This is a genomic window from Amycolatopsis rubida (assembly GCF_900115345.1).
GTDB lineage: Bacteria > Actinomycetota > Actinomycetes > Mycobacteriales > Pseudonocardiaceae > Amycolatopsis > Amycolatopsis rubida.
In genome coordinates this window covers 129,970-146,686 of record NZ_FOWC01000006.1, presented here as the reverse complement: position 1 = coordinate 146,686, position 16,717 = coordinate 129,970, and the positions used below count along the sequence as shown (strand labels likewise).

At 71.5% G+C, this 16,717-nt stretch carries 17 protein-coding genes; 6 read left to right on the top strand and 11 right to left on the bottom strand.

What is annotated here, in order from left to right:
* Nucleotides 1–96 precede the first annotated feature (96 nt).
* Genes BM362_RS23600 through BM362_RS23585 form a run of 4 tightly spaced genes read right to left on the bottom strand, consistent with a single transcriptional unit; the run spans nucleotide 97 to nucleotide 3,987 of the window.
* A complete protein-coding gene (locus BM362_RS23600; protein ID WP_093574566.1) occupies nucleotides 97–828 on the bottom strand; it encodes an amino acid ABC transporter ATP-binding protein in 732 nt (243 codons plus the stop codon).
* Nucleotides 828–2,309: an ABC transporter substrate-binding protein/permease gene (locus tag BM362_RS23595; RefSeq protein ID WP_093574565.1), complete on the bottom strand. Its 1,482-nt coding sequence runs from the start codon at nucleotides 2,307–2,309 to the stop codon at nucleotides 828–830. Before BM362_RS23595 ends, BM362_RS23600 begins: the two co-directional genes overlap by 1 nt.
* 2 nt (nucleotides 2,310–2,311) lie before the next feature.
* Complete coding sequence (hutG, locus tag BM362_RS23590; RefSeq protein WP_093574564.1) at nucleotides 2,312–3,247, bottom strand: formimidoylglutamase; 936 nt, start codon at nucleotides 3,245–3,247, stop codon at nucleotides 2,312–2,314.
* The gene (locus tag BM362_RS23585) at nucleotides 3,244–3,987 is read right to left on the bottom strand and encodes an IclR family transcriptional regulator (RefSeq protein WP_067592025.1); all 744 of its coding nucleotides are present in this window, start codon (nucleotides 3,985–3,987) and stop codon (nucleotides 3,244–3,246) included. Before BM362_RS23585 ends, hutG begins: the two co-directional genes overlap by 4 nt.
* Before the next feature lie 189 nt (nucleotides 3,988–4,176).
* Here BM362_RS23585 and BM362_RS23580 point away from each other — a divergent pair, with 189 nt between their 5' ends.
* Nucleotides 4,177–5,595 (top strand): 3' terminal RNA ribose 2'-O-methyltransferase Hen1, encoded by a 1,419-nt coding sequence (locus tag BM362_RS23580; protein WP_093574563.1) that lies wholly within the window; start codon nucleotides 4,177–4,179, stop codon nucleotides 5,593–5,595.
* Entirely contained in the window at nucleotides 5,582–8,137 is a 2,556-nt protein-coding gene (locus tag BM362_RS23575) for a polynucleotide kinase-phosphatase (protein ID WP_093574562.1), read from the top strand. The genes BM362_RS23580 and BM362_RS23575 overlap by 14 nt, the downstream gene beginning before the upstream one ends.
* Before the next feature lie 74 nt (nucleotides 8,138–8,211).
* On the opposite strand, the gene BM362_RS23570 is transcribed toward BM362_RS23575, so the two are convergent.
* The gene (locus BM362_RS23570; RefSeq protein WP_067592016.1) at nucleotides 8,212–8,685 is read right to left on the bottom strand and encodes a hypothetical protein; all 474 of its coding nucleotides are present in this window, start codon (nucleotides 8,683–8,685) and stop codon (nucleotides 8,212–8,214) included.
* Nucleotides 8,686–8,813: 128 nt separating this feature from the next.
* Here BM362_RS23570 and BM362_RS23565 point away from each other — a divergent pair, with 128 nt between their 5' ends.
* Both BM362_RS23565 and BM362_RS23560 read left to right on the top strand, forming a co-directional pair.
* A complete protein-coding gene (locus BM362_RS23565; protein ID WP_067592013.1) occupies nucleotides 8,814–9,248 on the top strand; it encodes an ATP-binding protein in 435 nt (144 codons plus the stop codon).
* 34 nt (nucleotides 9,249–9,282) lie between these two features.
* On the top strand, nucleotides 9,283–9,885 hold the full coding sequence (locus tag BM362_RS23560) for an endonuclease (RefSeq protein WP_067592010.1): 603 nt from the start codon (nucleotides 9,283–9,285) through the stop codon (nucleotides 9,883–9,885).
* Here the strand turns inward: BM362_RS23560 and BM362_RS23555 are convergent.
* From BM362_RS23555 to BM362_RS23530, 6 genes are all read right to left on the bottom strand, one after another.
* The gene (locus tag BM362_RS23555; protein WP_208865313.1) at nucleotides 9,882–10,802 is read right to left on the bottom strand and encodes a universal stress protein; all 921 of its coding nucleotides are present in this window, start codon (nucleotides 10,800–10,802) and stop codon (nucleotides 9,882–9,884) included. The genes BM362_RS23560 and BM362_RS23555 overlap by 4 nt on opposite strands.
* A gap of 394 nt (nucleotides 10,803–11,196) precedes the next feature.
* Nucleotides 11,197–12,246, bottom strand: a complete 1,050-nt coding sequence (locus BM362_RS23550; RefSeq protein WP_198545602.1) for a GAF and ANTAR domain-containing protein — start codon at nucleotides 12,244–12,246, stop codon at nucleotides 11,197–11,199.
* A 138-nt stretch (nucleotides 12,247–12,384) separates the two neighbouring features.
* Nucleotides 12,385–12,786, bottom strand: coding sequence for an STAS domain-containing protein (locus tag BM362_RS23545; RefSeq protein WP_093574561.1), 402 nt, complete (start codon nucleotides 12,784–12,786; stop codon nucleotides 12,385–12,387).
* A gap of 393 nt (nucleotides 12,787–13,179) precedes the next feature.
* Entirely contained in the window at nucleotides 13,180–13,311 is a 132-nt protein-coding gene (locus BM362_RS50005) for a hypothetical protein (RefSeq protein ID WP_280142740.1), read from the bottom strand.
* A gap of 40 nt (nucleotides 13,312–13,351) precedes the next feature.
* On the bottom strand, nucleotides 13,352–13,858 hold the full coding sequence (locus tag BM362_RS23535) for a type 1 glutamine amidotransferase domain-containing protein (RefSeq protein ID WP_067592001.1): 507 nt from the start codon (nucleotides 13,856–13,858) through the stop codon (nucleotides 13,352–13,354).
* Between the two features lie 45 nt (nucleotides 13,859–13,903).
* Nucleotides 13,904–14,158, bottom strand: a complete 255-nt coding sequence (locus tag BM362_RS23530) for a hypothetical protein (RefSeq protein WP_093574560.1) — start codon at nucleotides 14,156–14,158, stop codon at nucleotides 13,904–13,906.
* Nucleotides 14,159–14,272: 114 nt separating this feature from the next.
* On the opposite strand from BM362_RS23530, the gene BM362_RS23525 reads away from it, so the two are divergent.
* Entirely contained in the window at nucleotides 14,273–15,565 is a 1,293-nt protein-coding gene (locus tag BM362_RS23525; protein WP_093574559.1) for an NAD(P)/FAD-dependent oxidoreductase, read from the top strand.
* A 34-nt stretch (nucleotides 15,566–15,599) separates the two neighbouring features.
* Nucleotides 15,600–16,691 (top strand): Rv2629 family ribosome hibernation factor, encoded by a 1,092-nt coding sequence (locus BM362_RS23520; RefSeq protein ID WP_067591991.1) that lies wholly within the window; start codon nucleotides 15,600–15,602, stop codon nucleotides 16,689–16,691.
* Nucleotides 16,692–16,717 lie beyond the last annotated feature (26 nt).

Sequence of the window (16,717 nt, the reverse complement as noted above, 5' to 3'; positions counted from 1 at the left end):
GCGGCCGTGGGCGAACTCACGGACCGCCGGCTTTCTGCGCTGGCTGTCAGCGATCCCGGCACAGCACGGTTAACCGGCATCGCCACTCGCGACCCCCTACAGCACCTTCTCCAGGAAGGCTTGCGCGCGCGGATTCGCGTTGCCCGCGGAGAAGAACTCCGACGGCGGCAGGTCGGCGGCGATCTTCCCGCCGTCGACGAAGACCACGCGGTCGGCGACCTTGCGGGCGAACCCCATCTCGTGGGTGACCACGAGCATCGTCATGCCGTCCTTCGCCAGCTCGGACATGATGTCGAGGACGTCCTGCACCACCTCGGGGTCCAGCGCCGAGGTCGGCTCGTCGAACAGCATCAGCTTCGGGTCCATCGCGGCGGCGCGGACGATCGCGACGCGCTGTTTCTGCCCGCCGGACAGCCGGTTCGGGTACGCGCCGGCGCGTTCGAGCATGCCGACGCGCTCCAGCAGGGCACGTGCCTTCGCCTCGGCTTCTTCCTTGCTCCGCTTGAGCACGTTCATCTGCGGCAGCACGACATTGCGCAGCGCCGTCATGTTCGGGAACAGGTTGAAGTGCTGGAACACCATGCCCATCCGGGACCGCAGCCGGTCGAGGTCGACGCCGCGCCCGGTCAGTTCCTCGCCGTCGAACGAGACGCTGCCCGAGGTCGGGGTCTCCAGGAGGTTGAGGCAGCGCAGGAAGGTGGACTTCCCGCCGCCGCTGGGGCCGATCACCGCGACCACCTGGCCGGGTTCGATCGCGAAGTCGATCCCGCCGAGCACATCGGTGTCCCCGTAGGACTTGGTGAGACCGCGGACTTCCAACAGTGCCATCAGATGTACACCGCCATCTTCTTCTCCAGGGTGCGCGTCGTGAAGCTGATCAGGTTGGTGAGCAGGTAGTACAGCAGGCCGATGAACAGGTACACGGTCAGCGCGTCGAAGGTGCGGGAGATGATCGTCTGCCCCACCAGGAACAGCTCGTGAATGGTCACGAAGGACACCAGCGCGGAGTTCTTCGTCAGCGACACGAATTCGTTGCCCAGCGGCGGAAGCATCCGCAGGAACGCCTGCGGGATGATCACGTGCCGCATCGCCGACACCTGCGACATTCCGCACGACCGCGCCGCTTCCAGCTGCCCGCGGTCGATGGACTGCACGGCCCCGCGGAAGATCTCGGTCACGTACGAGCCGCTGTAGAGCCCGAGCGAGATGATGCCCGCGGTCATCGGCGGAAGCTGCACGCCGAGCTGCGGCAGTCCGAAGTAGATGAAGAACAGCTGCACCACGAACGGCGTCCCGCGGATCACCGACACGTAGACGTTGCCGATCCACCGGACCGGCGCGATCTTGCTGAGCTTGGCGAACCCGCCGAGCGTGCCGAGCAGCAGGCTCAGCGCCAGCGCGAGCAGGATGACCTGGAGGCTGACCAGCAGGCCCTGCCAGAGCTGTCCCGAGGAGTCGACGATGGTGGCGAAGTTGAACAGCGAGTGCCCGCCCGGCTTCGCGGCGGTGCTCTCCGCGCCGAACCACTTTTCGGTGGACTGCTGGTAGGAACCGTCGTCGCGCATCTGCTTGAGCGCGGTGTTGAACGCGGTCCGCAGCTCGGTGTCGGTCTTCTGGAAGGCGTAGCCGTAGTTCTCCTCGGTCAGCCGGTCGCCGACCTGCTTGAGGCCGCCTTGCTGCGCGATGAAGTACTTTCCGGCCGGAGCCCCGGTGACGACCGCGTCCGCCTGGCCCAGCTTCACCGACGAGAACATCTGCTCGTTGGTCTGCGCCGTGATCAGCCGCGCGGCCGGCTGGTGCTGGGTGAGCCAGTCGACCGACTTCGTGCCCACCTGGACCGCGACCCGCTTGCCGGCGAGATCCTTCAGCGAGGTGACGGAATTGTCCTGGTCGGACACGAAAACCGCGAGCCCGCCCGGATAGTAGATGTCCGAGAAGTCGACGGCCTTCTGCCGCGCGGGGCTGCTGTAGATCGCCGACGCGCCGACGTCGATCTGGTTCGCCTGCAGCGCCGGGACGATGTTCCCGAACGGCATCTGGACGAAGTCGACCTTCTGGATGCCCGCCCGCTGCGCGAGCGCCCGGACCAGGTCGATGTCGAAGCCGAGCTGGCCGCCCTTGGCGTCGGTGAACTCGAACGGCGGGAACGTGGCGTCGGTGCCGACCCGCAGCGCGGTCTGCCCGGACCGCAGCGCGGCGAGCTTCCCGCCCTGCGGTCCGGCCGCGCTCGCCGCGCTCACGGGCAGGAACGCGAGCAGGCAGGCCAGCAGCACGGCGCCGAGCCGCGGCCAGATTCGCTGAGGGGGCATGTTCAGTGTCCTTCCGGGACCGGACGGCTCGTCACGAGCGTGTGCGCGAGGCGGGCCGCGATCCGGGCTGTGCGGTGGTCGGCGTCGTAGACGGGGTTCAGTTCGGTGATGTCGGCGAGGGCGAGCTTCGGGTCGCTCGCGACCAGCCGGCACACCTCGAGGACGACCGCGGCGGGTACGCCGAGGGTCGCGGGAGCGCTGACCCCGGGCGCCTGCGCGGCGGGGAGCACGTCGAGATCGATCGACAGATACAGCGCGTCGACGTCCGCGACGAAGCCCCGGACGAAGTCGAGAACTGGTTCGAGACGGCGTTCCTGGCAGTCGACGTCCAGGAGGTGGCGGACGTTCAGCCCGGCGGCCGTCTCGAACAGCGCGGCGGTGTTGCCGGGTTCGCTGATTCCGGCCACGGCGTAGGCGAATTCCGCGCCGCGTTCGGCTTCCCTGGCCGCGATCTGCCGGAACGGAGTGCCCGAGGACGGGCGGTCTGCCGTCCGCAGGTCGAAATGCGCGTCGAGGTTGAGGATGCCGAGGCGCCGCCCGTCCAGCAGCCCGCTGCGGGCGAGGCCGAGGTAGGAGCCGTACGCCGTTTCGTGGCCGCCGCCGAGCACCAGCGGGAGGTTTCCGTCGCTGAGCTGCTTCGCGACCAGCTCGCCGAGGTTTTCCTGCCCCGCTTCCAGCTCGTCGCCTTCGACGACGACGTCCCCCGCGTCGCTCACCGCGAACTCCGGCCGGATCGCGAACGACGCCAGCGCTTGCCGGATCGCGTCCGGCCCGCCTCGCGCTCCCGGCCGTCCGCCGTTGCGCCGGACTCCGGCGTCGCTGGCGAACCCGATCAGCGAAACGCCGGTGCCGCTGGAGAATTCGTTGACGGCGTGATGCCATCGGCGGTGTTCCGGACCGCTGCCGTCCTCGCGTCCGGTCCATTTCCTGGTGCTCACACGTGCTCCTGCGATCGGCTGATGTCCTGCGCGGCGGCGTGGGTGAGCGTGACGAGGGAATCGCGGCGCGGGCGCACGCGAAAGTCGGGAGCCATCGTGCTCACCGTGCCGACGAGGTCGCGGTGCCGGTCCAGCACCGGCACGCTCACGCCCCACACCCCCGGGTCGACCTGGCCGACGCTCTCCGCGAAGCCCTGGTCCCGGACCCGTCGCAGCTCTGTTTCGAGCTTCGCGACCTGCTCCCCGCTCAGCCCGTGCGCTTCGGCGGTCGCCGCGACCCGGTCCTCCGGCAGATGCGCCAGCAATGCCTGCGCACTCGCGCCGAAGACGAGCGGTTTGCTCAGCCCCGGCGAGAAACTGCATCGGATCACGCGGGTCCCCTCGGCCGCTTCGACGCAGAGCACGTCGTTGTCGCGGGCGATGAGGAACGCGGCGAGCTCGTCGGTCTCCGCGGCGAGCTGCCGGAGCCGCCGCTTGACGCCGCCCTGGCCGAGCGCCTCGCGCCGGTAGTTCTCGGCCATCTGGACGGTGAGCGAACCCGCGCAATACCGGCCGCGAGTGCGCGCTTGGTGCACGAGCCCGATCTCGACGAACGTCGTCAGGTAGCGGTACACGGCACTGGACGGAATCCCCGTGCCGACGGAGATCTCCTCCGCCGTGGCGCTCTCCCGCTCGGCGAACACCGCCAGGATCCGCGCCGCTCTGGTCCCGGCTCTCCGGTTGGCATCCGCGCTTGTCATGGCGGGCACGCTACGTCGCGGGCGGGCGGGTTCCTAGCGGCTTTTCCCAGTTAATGGGAAGTTTATTCCCGGTGATTGGCTGTGCGCGGAGCGGAGCGATGCTCCGGTACCGCTTCGGCCGCCCGCTCGCCTGCCCGCACGGCCGAAACTCCGGCGACACCAGCGAAGCCATCCGGAATACTCCCCCTGGTGTTCCTGACCGTCACCACCACCCACCAGCCCGCCTCCGACCTGGGGTTCCTGCTGCACAAGCACCCGGGCCGGGTGCAGTCGTTCGAGCTTTCCGCCGGGCAAGCGCACGTCTTCTACCCCGAGACGTCCGAAGAGCGGTGCACCGCCGCGCTGATGCTCGAGGTCGACCCGGTGTCGCTGGTGCGCGGCAAGGCGGGCTCCGGCGACGGGTTCACGCTGGGCCAGTACGTGAACGACCGCCCCTACGCGGCCTCCAGCCTGCTTTCCGTGGCGCTCAAGGAAGTGTTCCGCACCGCGCTCGCCGGCCGGTGCGAGTCGCGTCCGGAGCTGGCGGCCAGCGCGATCCCGCTCGACATCCGGGTGCCCGCCTGTCCGGGCGGAGCCGACCTGGTGCGCCGGATGTTCGAACCGCTCGGCTGGACGGTCGAGGCGACGGTGCTCCCGCTGGATCCGCAGTTCCCGCAGTGGGGCGATTCGCGCTATGCCGACCTCCGGCTCACCGGCGAACTCCGGCTGGCCGACGCGCTCAACCACGTCTACGTGCTGCTGCCGGTCCTGGACAACGCGAAGCACTACTGGGTCGGCGAAGCCGAGATCGGCAAGCTTCTGCGCGCCGGCGGCGACTGGCTCGCCGGACATCCCGAGAAGGAGCTGATCACCCGCCGCTACCTCGCACACCGCCGGGCACTGACGGCCGCCGCGTTGACCCGGCTGGCCGAAGTGGACGATTCGGAGCCCGAGGAGATCGACAACGCGCTCGCCGGGCCCGCCGTCCTCGAAGCGCCGGACCGTCCGGTGCCGTTGGCCGAGCAGCGGCGCGGCACGATCATGGCGGTGCTGCGGTCGCTGCACGCGCGTTCGGTCGGCGACTTCGGTTGCGGCGAGGGGGCGCTGGTGCGCGATCTGCTGGCCGAAAAGTCGGTGGAGCGGATCGTGGCCGCGGACGTCTCGGCCCGCGCGCTCCAGGTCGCCGCGCGGAAGCTGCGGCTGGAACACAGGCCCGAACGGGAGCGATCGAGGCTGGAGCTGCTGCAGTCCTCGCTGACCTACCGCGACGACCGGCTCGCCGGGCTCGACGCGGCGGTGCTGATGGAGGTCGTCGAGCACGTCGACCCGCCGCGGCTCGAAGCGCTGGAGCGCACGGTGTTCGAGTTCGCCGCGCCGCGGGCGGTCATCGTGACCACGCCCAACCGCGAGTACAACGTGCGTTTCGAGTCGCTGCCCGCGGGCAAGCTGCGCCATCGCGACCATCGTTTCGAATGGACGCGCGCCGAGTTCCGCGCGTGGGCGGACCGGGTCGCGAGCAGTTACGGCTACGGCGTGCGGATGCTGCCGGTCGGTTCCGACGATCCCGAGGTCGGTCCGGCTACGCAGCTGGCCCTGTTCACTAAGGAGGTGCGCCGTGAGCACGCTTGAGATCCCCGGCCTGTGCCTCGTCGTGCTGATCGGCGCGAGCGGGTCCGGCAAATCGACGTTCGGCCGCACGCAGTTCAAGCCGACCGAGGTGATCTCCTCGGACTTCTGCCGCGGGCTGGTGTCCGACGACGAGAACGACCAGTCGGCGACCAAGGACGCCTTCGACGTCCTCAACTACATCGTCGGCAAACGGCTCGCCGCCGGACGCCTGACCGTGGTGGACGCCACGAACGTGCAGCCTGACTCGCGCGCATCGCTGGTCGCGCTGGCGAAGGAGCACGACGTGCTGCCGGTGGCGATCGTGCTGGACCCGCCGGAATCGCTGTGCGTCGCGCGCAACGCCGACCGGCCGGACCGGAACTTCGGCGCGCAGGTGATCCGGCGGCAGCGAGACCAGCTGCGCCGGGGGTTGCGGAGTCTGCAGAAAGAAGGCTTCCGGACGGTGCATGTCCTGCGCACGCCGGAGGAGACCGCCGAAGCGACGATCACGCGCGTCCCGCTGTACAACGACTTGCGGCACGAAACCGGGCCGTTCGACATCGTCGGCGACATCCACGGCTGCCGCGTCGAACTCGAAGCGCTGCTCGCCGAGCTCGGCTACGCCGTCGAGCGCGATGACGAGGGCCGGGCCGCCGGGGCGCGGCATCCGGAGCGACGGGCGGTGTTCGTCGGCGATCTCGTCGACCGCGGCCCGGACACGCCGGGCGTGCTGCGGCTTGTCATGGGCATGGTGCGCGCGGGAAATGCCTTCTGTGTCACCGGAAACCACGAGCACAAACTGCTGCGTGCGCTGCGCGGCCGGAACGTGCAGGTCACGCACGGACTCGCGGAGTCGCTTGCGCAGCTCCAGGCGGAGACGGCCGAATTCCGGGCTGAGGCACAGGAGTTCATGGACGGCCTGATCAGCCACTACGTCCTGGACGACGGCAAGCTGGTCGTCGCGCACGCGGGGATCACCGAACGCTTCCAGGGCCGCGCGTCCGGGCGCGTGCGGAGCTTCTGCATGTACGGGCAGAGCACCGGCGAGACCGACGAATTCGGCCTGCCGGTGCGCTATCCGTGGGCGGACGAGTACCGCGGCCGCGCGACAGTCGTCTACGGCCACACCCCGGTGCCCGCCGCGCAATGGGTGAACAACACCCTGTGCCTGGACACCGGTTGCGTGTTCGGCGGGACGCTCACTGCCTTGCGCTATCCGGAGAAGGAGATCGTCTCGGTCCCGGCGGCCGAGGTCTATTACGAGCCCGCCAAACCGTTCCCCGCCAACCCGGCGGCCGCGGAGCCGGTCGCACGTCGCGATCCGGGCGTTCTCGACGTCACCGACGTCCTGGGCCGCCGCGTGATCGAGACCGCCTACCAGAAACGGGTCGGCGTCCGCGAGGAGAACGCCGCGGCGGCTTTGGAGGTGATGTCGCGGTTCGCGATCGACCCCCGCTGGCTGGTCTACCTGCCGCCGACCATGTCGCCGGTCGCCACCGCGACGGCCGACGGGCTGCTGGAACACCCGGAGCAAGCGTTCGACTATTTCCGGGCAGAGGGCGTGGATTCCGTCGTGTGCGAGGAAAAGCACATGGGTTCGCGCGCGGTCGCGCTCGTGTGCCGCTCGCTCGACGCGGCCCGCGCCCGCTTCGGCGCACCCGGCGACGCTCTCGGCGCGGTGTGGACGCGGACCGGACGGCACTTCTTCGCCGAAACGCTGACGGCCGAAGCCGTCGACCGGATCCGCGCGGCCGCGGAGAAGGCCGGCCTGTTCGACGAACTCGGCTCAGACTGGCTGCTGCTCGACGGCGAACTGCTGCCGTGGAGCGTGAAGGCCGAGCAGTTGCTGCGCGATCAGTACGCGGCGGTCGGCGCTGCTGCCCGCTCGGCGCTTCCCGCCGCCGTGAGTGCGCTGGCCGCCGCTGATGCCTCCGGCCTCGACGTGTCCGCCTTGGTGCAGCGCACGCGTTCCCGCGCCACCAACGCGGAGGCGTTCGCCCAGTCGTACCGACGCTACTGCTGGCCGACCGACGGCCTCGACAGCGTGCGCTTCGCGCCCTTCCAGGTGCTGGCGTCGGCGGGCCAGGCTCATCACCAGCGGCCCCACGATTGGCACCTCGCGCTGGCGGACCGGCTCGTCGAAAGCAGCGACGGTTTCCTCGCCCCCACCGGACGTCTGCCGGTCGACACCACCGATCCCGCCTCGGTCGCGGCGGCCCTCGGCTGGTGGAGCGAACTCACCGCGAACGGCGGCGAAGGCATGGTGGTCAAACCGGCCGCGAACCTGGTCCGAGGCTCGCGCGGGCTGGTGCAGCCGGGGCTGAAGGTCCGCGGACGCGAGTATCTGCGAATCGTCTACGGCCCTGACTACACCGAGGAACGCCACCTGACCCGGCTGCGGCAACGAGGTCTCGGCCACAAGCGGTCGCTGGCGCTGCGGGAGTACGGCCTCGGCCTGGAAGCGCTGGACCGCCTCGCCCGCGACGAGCCGATGTGGCGCGTGCACGAGTGCGTTTTCGCTGTCCTGGCGCTGGAATCCGAGCCGGTCGACCCTCGCTTGTAGACGGTCAGGCGGCACACGGTGACCGGTGCGGTCCCGCAGTGTTCGCGGAACCGCACCGGTCACCGGGCAACCGCTCAAGCCGTATACGGCGACCGCTGCTCCAACGTCGGGCTCACGTCCGGATGCCGACCCTCCTGGCCGGGCACCGGCGTCACCGTCGGAGCCTGCAGATCCGTCTCCGACCGCCGCGCTGCCCGCTCGTCCCGATGCGCGATCGCGTCGGCCACGTCCTGCTCCCCGCGAATCCGCGCCAGCGCGCCCAGCGTCGCCGCGTGCGCCAAGGCCAGGATCAGCAGCAGCGCGCCCACCCGGCCGACCACGCCCGGCAGATCGCTGCCGCCGAGGTCGACGAGCGAGACCAGGGCGAGAACGCCCAATGTCACGAGGTGGAACAACACGGTCACCAGGCGGGTCATCGAGGCGCCGGCTCCGGGGTCCCCGTAGGCGTTCGCGAGGTAACGGCGGCCGCTGCGGTAGATGATCTGGCCGTCCACCAGGACCAGCGCGATCCCGATCGCGAGGAACGAGAGGTATGCGTTGGTGCTCATGCCGGGTACTCCTTTCCCTGCCGTGCTCCCCTGCTGCGGTTACCCGCCGTGCCGCGCCGGAAACGGGCCGTTCGGGTGCCGCCGGGCGGCGATGGTTGACGGGCGGCCGGGCGGGTAACCCGAACCGCATGATTCAGCGCGATGCGGACGGAACGGGCGGGCCGGCCGCGGCCGCTCCCGCGGTCGAGCTGCGCCTTCCGGCGAACGGAGAACTGCTCTTCCTGGCCCGGCTGGTGGCCGAGGACATCGCCTCCTCGGCGGAGTTCGCCCTCGACGAGGTCGCCGATCTCCGGCTGGCCGTGGACGAGGCGGTCGCGGCGCAGGCACGCCGGGCGGACGACGGCGCGGTCCTGGAATGCGCGTTCCGCTGCGCCGGACGGATGACGGTCACTGTCGCCACCACCTCGTCGTGGGCGTTCCCGCCGGGGCCGGACGAGGTGGGCTGGCACATCCTGCGCGCGCTGACCGACGCGCTCGACGCCTGGACCGAACCCGCGCCCGGCACGGACGGCTGGCGGCTGTGCGTCGAATTCGCCATGAAGCCGTTCCCCGGGCAACGCTGAGTTTTGCGTCCGCCCGAACGGGAATCCGGCACGCATGCGCCGAGTGGAGGAACTCCTCGCCGAACACGGCACGACGTTCGCCGAGGAAGCCGGGATCAAGCTGGCCGACAAACCGCAACCGCTGTACCGGTTGCTGGTCCTCGCCACGCTGCTGTCGACGCGGATCAGCGCCGGCATCGCGGTCGCCGCCGCACGCGAACTCTCGCGTTCGGGCTGGCGCTCCCCGGCCGCGATGCGCGATTCCACGTGGCAGCAGCGCGTTGACGCACTGGGCCGCGCCCACTACGTCCGGTACGACGAAAGCACTTCGCACCACCTCGGCGAAGGCGCCGAGTTCATCCGCGACCAGTACCGCGACGACCTGCGCCGCATGGCCGACGCCGCCGGCGGCGACCCGCGGCGGCTGGAGAAGCTCCTCACCGAGTTCCCCCGGATCGGCCCGACCGGCGCGCGGATCTTTTGCCGCGAAGCACAGGCGGTCTGGCCGTGGCTGCGTCCGTGCTTCGACCGCAAAGCCTTGGCCGGCGCGAAAAAGGCCGGGTTGCCCACCGACCCGAAACGCCTGGCGGAACTGGTGCCCGGAGACGATTCGGCCCGGCTGGCGGCAGCGCTGGTGCGGCGGAGCTTGCAGCGCTAGCCCGGGTGTTCCTCGACGCCCTCCCGCACGATCGCGACCGGACACGGTGCGTGATAGGCCATCGCGTGACTCACCGAACCGAGGAACGCGCCCCGCAACGCACCGCGACCGTGCCCGCCGACCACCAGCAGCGTCGCCGCTTCCGCGTGGTCCAGCAGCACCTCGGCCACGCTTCCGAGCGCGACCTCCCGCCGCACCAGGACGTCCGGATGCCGCTCGCCGAGGCCGGTGAGCGATTCCGCGAGCAGCCGTTCGCCCTCGTCCTGCGGGCTCTGCTGCCCCTCGCCGCCGGAGCGGGCCGGGCCGAACACGTCCTCCGGCGGTTCCGACCACACGTGCACCGCGTGCAGCGCGCAGCCGTGCCGGTCGGCGAAGTCGTACGCGTACCGCACCGCCGCGATGCTCGCCGGCGATCCGTCCAGGCCGACCACGACGCGCCGGGCGTTCTCCGCCGAAGGGCGGACCACGACGACCGGACGCGCGCTCGTGTGCACCACCTGCGAGGCGGTCGACCCGAGCAGCAGCCGGGGCAGCCCGCCGCGCCCGGACGCGCCGACCACGATCAGCTCCGCCCGCCGTCCGATGTCCGCCAGCTCCCAGCTCGCCCGCCCGAACCGCACCCGGGTGCGCACCGGCAGCTCCGGCCGCGACCGGGCGACCGCGGCGGCGACCGCGGCCAATTCCTTCTCCGCGTAGTCCACCACGGACTGATCGGCCACGATCTCGCCCGCGACCGGGGTGATCACGCCGGGCACGAAGTCCACGTTCGGCATCGGCGGCGTCATCGTCCGGACGACGACCAGGCACGTCCCGAGCGCCTCCGCCTCGGCGGCGGCCCAGTCGAGGGCCAGGCGGGCACCGTCGGAGCCGTCGTCCCCGACCACGACTCCCGGTTCGGCCCGATCCGCTTCGTCCATCGCCTGCCTCCGTTCCCGTGCGGCGCTTTTCCGGGAGGTACCCGGTCGCCTCGCCCGGCAACCGGCCCCCGCGACGCCGTCAGCGCGGATCGGGCGGGACGGGCGGCTCCGGCGGCGGCAGCGGACCCGGTCCCGGACGCGGCGGCGGCGCGGGCTCCGGCGGGAACGGCGGCGCCGGCTCCGGCGGCGACGGGACGGGCTCCGGTCCGGGCGGCACGGGGTGCACCATGACGGGTTCCTTCCTCAGCCGGTTCGAATCCTCCGTACCCGGCTACCCGGCGGACCGGCTCCGGACACGCCGGATCCCGCGGTCAGGCCCGCTGGCGCTGTTCAGCGGGCAAAACCCGCGACGACGCGCGACCCGGACCGCGGCGCCGGGGACTCGCCCCGGCCCTCACACCGGATCCGGCTCCCCCATTTCCGCGACCGGCCCGTCCAGCTCCTCGTGCCGGGCCACGAGCGTGCCCGCCAGGTGCACCAGCTTCACGTTCAGCTGCTGCGAGGTCCGGCGCAGCAGGTCGAACGCCTCCTGCGCGTCCAGCCCCCGGCGCGCCATGATGATGCCTTTCGCCTGGCCGATCACGTCCCGGCTGTCCAGCGCGCGCCGCAGCTGGGCCTGGTTCAGCTCGTTGCGGGTCACCGCGTCCGTTTCGGCCACCGCGAGGGTCGCGTGGCTGGCCAGGAGCAGCACGACGTCGCGGTCCACGTCAGCCAGGCCGCCGGGTGTGCGGGAGTAGAGGTTGAGCGCGCCGGAGAACCGCGACACGGCGTCGTCGACCAGCGCGGTCGCCAGTACCGCGCGCCAGCCCAGCCCGGCCGCCTCCGGGGACCAGCGCGGCCACTGCGCGTCGCTGTCCAGGTCGGCGGATTCGAGGAATTCCGGACGGCCCGGCACCGCCGCGTCGTGGCACGGGCCCTCGCCCAGTTTGTACTGCAATAGGTCCAGGTCGGCGGCTTTCGGGTCGGTGTAGGCGGCGGTGTGGAAGTTGCCGTCGGGCGCGCGCAGCGTGATCGACACCAGGTCGGCGGAAGGCGCCAGCGAAGCGGTCGCGTCCACGATCAGCTGCAGGACATCGCCGACGCTCCGGGCGGCCAGAAGCATCTCGGTGAGCGACCGGAACCGCTCGCCGGACGGCCGCGGCGGCTCGTCCTCGAACGCCAGCGCCTCGGCCGCCGAATCGGAGAACAGGACACCCTCCTCTTCGAGCACCTGGCGGGCCACCCCGCCCTCCCGGCAGGCGAATACCGCTTCGCTCGGCTGGGCGGTCTCGCGCAGTGCCGCGAGGTCTTCGCTGGAGAACGAGGTCAGCTCGCTCAGATCGAAGACCACTGTCCGCGGCTCCGCCGCCAGCGCCTCGCCCACTTCGCCGCGCAGCCCGGCCGGATCGCCGCTCAGCCGCACCACGGCCGAGCAGTCGACCTTCCCGCCGCTTCCGCCTTCCACAGTTCCCTCCCTGCCGGCCCGGGCTGCCCCAGCGCCTGCCAACGTACTCCGATCCTGGCCCCGGGCAGTGTCCCCGCCCAGCTCACGCGCACAATTCAGGCCCGGCCCTGCAGGGAAGGCCGGGCGTGGCGAACGGGGTTAACCGACCTCGGCCGCCAGCGTCCGCGCGGCGGCACTCGCTTCGAGGGCGTCGGCGAGGCGTTCGACCACCCGCAGCTCCCGGTCGAGTTCGAGAACGCGCAACGGCCGGAGGACGGCGCGCTGTGCGGCCACCACGAAGAACGCGACACCCGCCAGGGCAGCCGCCCGCGCGGCGTCGATGAGCACTTCCAGGCCGCTGACCGAGCAGAACGTCAGGCCGGAGGCGTCGACGATCAAGGCGGGCGGGCCCAGCGCGGTCTCCTCGGCCAGCACCTCGCGCAGCCGGTCGGTGGAGCGCCGGTCCAGTTCCGCGGACACCGCGACGACGGTTTCGCCCGCGGTGGCGGTGATCAGGGTCCTCGCCGGTGCTCCCGGCAGGCAAGCGAATTTTTCGTGCATCGAGCCCTCCTCGCCTAATGCGAGACCGGGCCGGCTCAGCGCGGCCCGGCCCTGGGCCCGGATCGAGCGGGCCGCTTGGGTCAGGCGGCGGCACGTGGGCTGAACCGCTCCTGTGCCGACCGTACCGCAGCGCAGTGCCCGCGACCAGCCCGAGCCCAGCTCACGCCGGAGGCACTGTGGACGATCCGGACCCCGCGCCCGCACTGCTGCGCGAAAGCACCGAGGACACCGCTTGAGGCCCGGCGGGAACGTCGTTCCTGATCTACCCGCCGTTCTTCCGCCGCGATCCGGAACCATCGCCGTACGCAGATTCCTTCGTTCCGGGCATCTGTTCCTTCGTTCCGGGCATCTGGCTGGACGGCCGCGCCAAAGCCACCCCGGCGTTCGTGCCGTTCAGCGCCGCGGCGACGTCGTGCCGTCACCGCGGCGACGCTGCTCGCTGCCCTGTTGCAGCGAGCGGGTTTCGCGCCGCGCGGCACCGCTGGCGATCTCCAGCCGGGGCGGCTCCCCGCGACGCTCAACCACTTCACGCTGTCCTGAGGTTCGCTTCGCCGAACCGCGCGGCTTACTTCAGGTGTTCCAGCAACGCGTCGCAGAACGCCGGCAGGTCGTCCGGATTCCGCGAGGTGATCACGCCGTCGTCCGTCACCACCTCGCGATCGACCCACTCCGCACCGGCGTTGCGCAGATCGGTCCGCAGCGACGGCCACGACGTCACCGTCCGGCCGCGCGCCAACCCGGACTCGGCGAGCAGCCAAGGACCGTGGCACACGGCCGCGACCGGTTTGCCCGCGGCCGCCGTTTCCCGGACCAGCGCGACCATCGGCTCGCTGGTGCGGATCTTGTCCGGCGAATACCCGCCGGGGACCACGACCGCGTCGAAGTCCGCCGCGGCCACGTCGTCCACGGCCTGGTCGGTCGTGATTTCGGTGCCGTGCAACGCGGTGAGCTTCTTGCCCTTCGCCAAGCCGACCACCACCGGCTCGTGCCCGGCGGAGCGCAACCGCTCGCACGGCACCAGGAATTCGTCGTCCTCGGTCATTTCGTCCACGAGCACTGCCACGCGGGCCATGCTGTTCTCCTCTCTGAACGGGTCTGAAGGGGCTTCGCTCCCAGGTCAGCTCGGGCATTCGACGTCGCCGTGCCACGAGCCCGTTTCGCGTCCGCGCTGTTCGACCGGGTCGCCCACCCGGTGGCAGGCGATCACCCGGGCGTGGTCCGGTCCGGAGCCCGAGCGCCCCGCGATCCGCTCGTCGGGATGCTGCTCGCCGAAACGGGTGAGCCCGGGGAACGGTTCGAACCGCGTCCGCTGGTCGTACGCGGTCGGCTCCGGGACGTCGGCGTCCACGATTTCGGTGATCGCGCTGCGCATGCGCTCCTCCTCGCGAGCGGGTACCGGACCCGGATGCCCGGGACGCGGCGAGGCGAAACCGGCGCGATTGCCCGGCCGCGCTCCGGGTACCCGTCGAGCGGAAGGAGGCCGCCCATGCGAGTTGTGATCGTCGGCGGCGGGTTCGCCGGATACCACGCCGCGAAGAAGCTGCTGCGCACCCTCGGGGACCGCGCCGAGATCGTCGTGCTGAACCCGACCGACTATTTCCTGTACCTGCCGTTGCTGCCGGAGGTGGCCAGCGGAATCGTCGACCCCCGGCACATCGCGGTGTCCATTCCAGACACTCTGCGCGGCGTGCGGCTGGCGCTGGGCACCGCCGAATCGGCCGACCTCGACGCCCGCACCGTGACCTACACCGACCCCGAAGACCGCGAGCGAAAGCTGGGCTACGACCGGCTGATCCTCGCCGCGGGCAGCGTCAACAAGCTGCTGCCGATCCCCGGCGTCGCCGAGTGCGCGCACGGTTTCCGCGGCCTGCCCGAAGCGTTGTACCTGCGCGACCACGTCACCCGGCAGATCGAACTGGCTGCCGCGACCGACGACCAGGCCGAGCGCGACGCCCGGTGCACGTTCGTCGTCGTCGGCGCGGGATACACCGGCACGGAGGTCGCCGCGCAGGGCCCGGACTTCACCGCCGCTCTCGCGCGCCGCCACCCCGAACTCGAAGGCCAGCCGATTCGCTGGCTGCTGCTGGACATCGCCGAACGCGTACTGCCCGAACTGGACCCCCGGCTCGGCGCCACCGCCGATCGGGTGCTGCGCGAGCGGGGCGTCGAGGTCCGGATGAAGACCTCGATCGACCATGCGGACCTCGAAGGCGTCACGCTGACCAATGGCGACGCCGTCCCGGCGCACACGCTCGTGTGGTGCGTGGGCGTCCGCCCCGATCCGCTGGTCTCCGACCTGGGCCTGGAAACCGTGAAGGGCCGGCTGGTCGTCACGCCGGAGCTGAACGTGCCGGGGCGCGACGACGTGTTCGCCTGCGGTGACGCGGCAGCGGTGCCCGACCTGACCCGTCCCGGCGAAACCACCCCGATGACCGCACAACACGCTCAGCGGCAAGGGAAACTGGCCGGGAACAACGTCGCCGCGTCGCTCGGCGCCGGCCGCGCGCGCAAGTACCGGCACCACGACCTCGGCTTCGCGGTCGACCTCGGGTCCGGCCAGGGCGCGGCCAATCCGCTGCACGTCCCGCTGGCGGGCCTTCCCGCGCGCCTGGTGACTCGCGGATACCACCTGCTGTCGCTGCCGGGGAACCGCCTGCGCACAGCCGCCGACTGGGCATGGGAAAAGACGGGCCGGCGGCAGACTGTCCAGCTGGGACTCGTCCGTTCCGGCGAGGTGCCGCTGGACACCGCCTCGCCCGAGCTGCCGCGGACCCGGTGAGGCCGCCCCGAACGCTGGGAGGAAAGAATCCGAAATGGACACACACGAACTGCGCGCGCTGCTGACCGACGGACCGTTCGTCTCGGTGCACTTCGACGAATCGCACGACACCGAGGACGCGGCCAAGCAATTGCGGCTGCGGCTCAAGGAGATCGAGGCCGCGCTCGCGGACCAGGGCGCGGACCGGCCGAGCGTCGAGGCGGTCCTGCGCGCGGTGGAGGAAAGCCCTCCGCCGGTCGGCCGGGCCGGGCGCACCGTCGTCGCCGCGCACGGCAGCGTCCTGCTCGACCGGCGGCTCGCGGCTCCGCCGCCGGCGCAGGAGGCGCGTTTCTCCGGACTGCCCTACTTCCTGCCGGCCGTGAGCCATCTCGAAGAAGCCCCCGCGCATCTGGTGGTGCTCGTCGACCGGACCGGTGCGGACATCGAGGTGCACCGGCCGGACGGCAGTGTGGAAACCGAGACCGTGCGCGGACGGGAACACCCGGTGCACAAGGTCCGCGGCGGCGGTCCGGCGCACCGCGACATCCAGTCGCACGCCGAGCAGACCGCGCGCGACAACCTGTCGGAAGTCGCCGGCCACATCGCGAAGACCGCCGAACGCGTGCGGCCGCGGGCGATCGTTCTGGCCGGCGAAATCCAGGCCCGCACTGACCTGCACGAGCGCCTTCCCGAACCGGCCCGCTCGCTCGCCGCGGAGGTCGACGCGGGCAGCCGCGCGTCCGGCGCCGGCCGGGCCGAGCTGGACCGCGCGGTGCACGAATTGCTGACTGGGCAACGGTTGCGCGAGCTGGACGACCTGGCCGACCGCTTCCGCGCGGACGCCGCTCGCGAATCGGCGCTGGCGGTCAGCGGATTGCCGGCCGTCACCGCCGCGCTGGCGGAGGCGAATGTGGCGACGCTGCTGGTCGGCGAGTCCGGCGAGGCCAGTGTGTACACCGGTTCCGAACCGGCTCAGGTCGGCGTGGCCCAGTCCCGGTTGGACGCGCTCGGCGTGGCCGACCCGGCCCGGCGGCGGGCGGACGAAGCCCTGCCGTACGCGGCGGTGGCGGTCGGCGCGGACGTCGTGGTGATGGACGAACGGCTCGACCTGACCGACGGATTCGGGGCGCTGCTGCGGCATCCCTGACGCGCGGCCGGGCCCGGTGTCCTTCG

Coding starts and splice junctions, on each gene's coding strand:
- BM362_RS23565 (WP_067592013.1), top strand. CDS start 8,814: ATGATTCAGCGCGATGCGGACGGAACGGGCGGGCCGGCCGCGGCCGCT.
- BM362_RS23525 (WP_093574559.1), top strand. CDS start 14,273: ATGCGAGTTGTGATCGTCGGCGGCGGGTTCGCCGGATACCACGCCGCG.
- BM362_RS23585 (WP_067592025.1), bottom strand. CDS start 3,987: ATGACAAGCGCGGATGCCAACCGGAGAGCCGGGACCAGAGCGGCGCGG.
- BM362_RS23530 (WP_093574560.1), bottom strand. CDS start 14,158: ATGCGCAGCGCGATCACCGAAATCGTGGACGCCGACGTCCCGGAGCCG.
- BM362_RS23570 (WP_067592016.1), bottom strand. CDS start 8,685: ATGAGCACCAACGCATACCTCTCGTTCCTCGCGATCGGGATCGCGCTG.
- BM362_RS23560 (WP_067592010.1), top strand. CDS start 9,283: ATGCGCCGAGTGGAGGAACTCCTCGCCGAACACGGCACGACGTTCGCC.
- BM362_RS23535 (WP_067592001.1), bottom strand. CDS start 13,858: ATGGCCCGCGTGGCAGTGCTCGTGGACGAAATGACCGAGGACGACGAA.
- BM362_RS23555 (WP_208865313.1), bottom strand. CDS start 10,802: ATGGACGAAGCGGATCGGGCCGAACCGGGAGTCGTGGTCGGGGACGAC.
- BM362_RS23595 (WP_093574565.1), bottom strand. CDS start 2,309: ATGCCCCCTCAGCGAATCTGGCCGCGGCTCGGCGCCGTGCTGCTGGCC.
- BM362_RS23545 (WP_093574561.1), bottom strand. CDS start 12,786: ATGCACGAAAAATTCGCTTGCCTGCCGGGAGCACCGGCGAGGACCCTG.
- BM362_RS23520 (WP_067591991.1), top strand. CDS start 15,600: ATGGACACACACGAACTGCGCGCGCTGCTGACCGACGGACCGTTCGTC.
- BM362_RS23600 (WP_093574566.1), bottom strand. CDS start 828: ATGGCACTGTTGGAAGTCCGCGGTCTCACCAAGTCCTACGGGGACACC.